The 2,260-nt window shown below is 63.9% G+C and carries 1 protein-coding gene; it reads right to left on the bottom strand.

Annotated elements, in window-relative coordinates; all coding sequences use genetic code 11:
• Window positions 1–191: 191 nt before the first annotated feature.
• Window positions 192–2,204, bottom strand: coding sequence for a M3 family metallopeptidase (locus tag AHiyo1_RS15945; protein ID WP_059389208.1), 2,013 nt, complete (start codon window positions 2,202–2,204; stop codon window positions 192–194).
• Between the last annotated feature and the right edge of the window lie 56 nt (window positions 2,205–2,260).

The following is a 2,260-nucleotide window of genomic DNA, read 5'->3' as shown; positions in this document are numbered from 1 at the left end:
CACACCGCCCGGCGCCTTGCGCTGGCGGGTCGCACCGTCCATGGCACCGCTCTCCCGCTAAGTACGACGCCGGTCGTCACCTTCTTCGGTGACCGGCCGGCGTCGTGCGTTAACCCAACTGACTCCCAGTTGTTGTCGTTATGAGGCTCCATAACGACATTAACTGCGAGTCAGTTGGGGCGGCCAAGCAGCTATTCGAGGCCGCGGCGCTTGAGGAGCGGCTCGAGGGAGGCGTCGCGGCCGCGGAGCGTGCGGAATGATTCCAACGGATCGCGGCTGTTGCCACGGGAGAGCAGCTCCGAACGGAATCGTTCGCCGTTCTCGCGCAGCAGCCCGCCTTTTTCCGTGAACCAGTCCACCGTTTCCGCGTCCAGCACTTCACTCCAGATGTACGAGTAGTACCCGGCGGCGTAGAAGTCCCCGGCGAAGATGTGCTGGAAGTACCCCGTGCGGTACCGGGGCGGAATGAGGGAGTGCGCCACGCTTGCAGCAGCCAATGCCTTGGCTTCGAAGTCCAGCGCGTCCTGAGGAACGCCGTCGACGTCCAGCACGTGCCAGGCCAGGTCCAAAAGGGCGGCGCCGAGGTATTCCGTCGTGGCGAAGCCTTCGCCCCAAAGCTTGGACTCGTTGAGGCGGTCGATGATGTCCTGGGGAAGCGCTTCGCCAGTCGCGTGGTGCCGGGCGTAGTTACCGATAATCTCGGGCCACATGATCCACATCTCGTTGACCTGCGACGGATACTCCACGAAGTCCCGGGGGACCGAGGTGCCGGAAAACCGGGGATACATGACGTTGGAGAAGAGTCCGTGCAAGGCATGGCCGAACTCGTGGAACGTGGTCCGGACCTCGTCCAGGGTAAGCAGGGTGGGTTCTCCGGCCGGCGGTTTGGAGATGTTCAGGTTGTTGATCACCACCGGCTTGGTACCCAGGAGTGCTGATTGTTCGACGAGCGAGTTCATCCAGGCGCCGCCGCGCTTTGAGTCCCGCGCGTAGTAGTCGCCCAGGAAGAGGCCAAGCTCGGAGCCGTCTCCGTTTCGCACCTCCCAGACGCGGACATCGGGGTGGTACCCCTCAAGGTCATTCCGCACGTGGAAAGTAATCCCGAAGAGGCTCGTGGCTGCGAAGAACACGCCGTCCACGAGTACCCGGTCCAATTCGAAATAGGGCCGAAGGAGTTGTTCGTCCACTTCGTAGCGCTCCCGCCGGACCCTCGAGGAGTAGTACGCCCAGTCCCATGCTTCCAATGGGTGCCCTGCGCTCTCCGCCAGGGCAGCCGCTTCTGCGTCGGCGTTGCGGATGGCGGCCGGAGCAAGTCGGTTGAGCATCGCTTGCACGGCCGCGAAATCGGGGGCGGTCTGGCGGTCCATGACCATTTCGGCGTAGTTGCCGAACCCGAGGAGTGTCGCCTTCTCGGCCCGCAAGCGCACCATCGCCTTCACCAGTTCCAGGACGTCCAGGCTGCCGCCGTCGCTTCCCCTCGCAACGGACGCCTCAAACAGGCGACGGCGGAGCTCGCGGTTCTGCAAAGAAGCCAAAGCAGGCTGGTTGCTCGGCTGTATGAGAGTCAGGAGGTATTTTCCCTCATGCCCGGCAGTGCGTGCGGCCTCCGCAGCACTGGCGATGTCGTCCGCCGGCAGGCCGGCAAGTTCTGTGGCGTCATCCACCACCAGGGCGGCCGCCTTCATGGCTTCCTTGACCCGTTGCCCGTACTCCGTTCCCAAGCGGGAGAGTTCCGCGTTGAGGCTCTTGAGTTTTTCCTGGTCAGCCGGGTCGAGCTGGATGCCCGACTGGCGGAATTCGCGGAGGTACTCCTGCACCAGCCGGATGGATTCGTCATCGAGTCCCGAGGTGTCTACGGCCGCGAATCGCTCGTACAGTCCGCGGTTGAGATAGACCGCGTCCTGATGGCTCACGAACCGGGGAGACAGCTCGGTTTCGAGTTCGCGGATGGCCTCCGAGGCGTCGGCGGAAACCAATGTGAAGAAGGCCGCCGCTGCCCGCTCCAGCAGGCGGCCGGAGCGTTCCATCGCGACCGCCGTGTTTTCGAAGGATGCGGGCTCCGGGTTGTCGACGATGGACTGGATCTCGGCCAGGTGCTCAGCGAGGCCCGCATCCACGGCTTCGGCGAAGTGGCTGTCCTGGATCTTTGCGAAGGGCGGCAAGCCGAAGGGAAGGGTACTCGGCTCCAAGAGGGGGTTCGTCATGAAGCAACCCTTTCATGCAGGGCCCCGCCCACAACGGTTTTCCCCGTGTTAGCGCG

The organism is Arthrobacter sp. Hiyo1, from assembly GCF_001263615.2.
Lineage (GTDB): Bacteria > Actinomycetota > Actinomycetes > Actinomycetales > Micrococcaceae > Arthrobacter.
Note: the sequence above shows the minus strand (reverse complement) of the source record. Positions and strands in the feature narration are given on the sequence as shown.

Bases quoted from the DNA above. Each gene is read 5' to 3' on its own strand.
- AHiyo1_RS15945 (WP_059389208.1), bottom strand. From the start codon at position 2,204: ATGACGAACCCCCTCTTGGAGCCGAGTACCCTTCCCTTCGGCTTGCCG.